The 1,322-nt window shown below is 69.4% G+C and carries 3 protein-coding genes; all 3 read right to left on the minus strand.

Annotated features, from left to right (window positions below):
* Positions 1–602 (minus strand): hypothetical protein (locus AIIKEEIJ_RS31345; protein ID WP_161997252.1); only part of this gene is annotated, 602 nt, incomplete at its 3' end.
* The gene (locus tag AIIKEEIJ_RS31350; protein WP_161996033.1) at positions 599–970 is read right to left on the minus strand and encodes a hypothetical protein; all 372 of its coding nucleotides are present in this window, start codon (positions 968–970) and stop codon (positions 599–601) included. The genes AIIKEEIJ_RS31345 and AIIKEEIJ_RS31350, both read right to left, overlap by 4 nt.
* Positions 971–983: 13 nt before the next feature.
* The gene (locus AIIKEEIJ_RS31355) at positions 984–1,277 is read right to left on the minus strand and encodes a hypothetical protein (protein ID WP_161996032.1); all 294 of its coding nucleotides are present in this window, start codon (positions 1,275–1,277) and stop codon (positions 984–986) included.
* Positions 1,278–1,322: the final 45 nt, after the last annotated feature.

Consider the following 1,322-nt stretch of genomic DNA (forward strand, 5'->3'; position numbering starts at 1 on the left):
CGGGTCTCCTCGAGGTCGACCAGCTCCGACGGCAGCGCGTCGAGGGCGGTGATGGTGGCGGTGTCGTTGCTGGGCAGGTTCAGCCGCCAGTCGTCGTCGATCCACACCACCTGGGTGGTCGCGGAGGCGAGCGAGTTGTCGGAGAACCGCTGGATGACGTCGACGGTGGCGGCGGTGTCGCTGTAGTCGGCGAGGGTGTAGCCGACGATGGTCGGCACCATCTCGGGGTCGGTGCCCGACATCTCCACCAGGGAGCGGTGGGCGGCGTAGAGGTCGCGGCCTTCGCCGGGGGCGGCCACCCCGGAGAGAATCTGCGACCAGGTGCGATCGGACGCGGTGGCCAGCTGCACCGACTGGGTGATCGCCGCCAGAGCCGCACCCTGCGGGGTGTGGCTGAACCCGGCGAACGGCTCCCACTCACCGCCTCGCGGTCCGTCGGTGGTGCCGATCGGCACCTCGATGCCACCGACGGTGACCCACCGGCTGATCTGCGGCGGATCGGTCAGCGACACCGGGCTCTCGCCTGTGTCCGATCCCCCGCAGCTGGTAGCCACCAGCGCCACCGCGACCACCGCGGCTCGCGCCCACCGACGCCTCCTCATTCGTTCTCCTCGTTGCCGGATTGCTGCTGTTGCTGGAGCTGTTCGAGCTGCTCGATGACGGTCGGGGAATGGCCGCCTCCGAGCTGGTGGGCCTGGGGCCCCTGGGCGGTGGCCAGCAGGATCGTGGCGAGGGTGGCGGCCACACCGCCGGCGAGGATCGCGCCGATGTTCGCCGCCAGGAACTCCGCGGCGGTGGGGGATTCGAGACCGGCCCCGTGCTTGTGGTCCCACGCCAGGCGTGCACCGACGAAGATCACCTTGGCCACACACAGGAGGAAAACGATCCCGGCCGCGTAGCCCAGGAGCGTCTGGAACCCGTCGAGGACGTCGGGGGGCGGGCTGACCACGCCCTGTACGGACACCTCCATCGCTGACCCCGCCTTATGCCGCGTTGGTGACGGCGCTGAGGATCTGGTTGGCGGAGATGGCGACGATCGCGCCGACGAGGGCACCGACGAGCATCTTCGGCGAGTCACCGGAGCCGTGCTGCCACTTCTCCCACGCGAACTTCCCGCCCGAGAAGATCAGGGCGGCCACGCACGCGAGCGTGACGCCCCACAGCAGCCAGTTCAGCAGCTTGAGCAGGCCGTTCGCGCCCGGCGGCACCTCCGGGTTGATGTCGAAGTTGACCGAACCTTGTGCGAGATACGCAACGTCCACGACGGTCTGAAGCATGACGTGTCCTCCGTGTCTTACTGCCCCGACCACAAGGCGGGCAGG

This window comes from Rhodococcus sp. YH1, assembly GCF_009939605.1.
GTDB classification, from domain to species: Bacteria; Actinomycetota; Actinomycetes; order Mycobacteriales; family Mycobacteriaceae; genus Rhodococcus; species Rhodococcus aetherivorans.

Bases quoted from the DNA above. Each gene is read 5' to 3' on its own strand.
- AIIKEEIJ_RS31350 (WP_161996033.1), bottom strand. From the start codon at position 970: ATGGAGGTGTCCGTACAGGGCGTGGTCAGCCCGCCCCCCGACGTCCTC.
- AIIKEEIJ_RS31355 (WP_161996032.1), bottom strand. From the start codon at position 1,277: ATGCTTCAGACCGTCGTGGACGTTGCGTATCTCGCACAAGGTTCGGTC.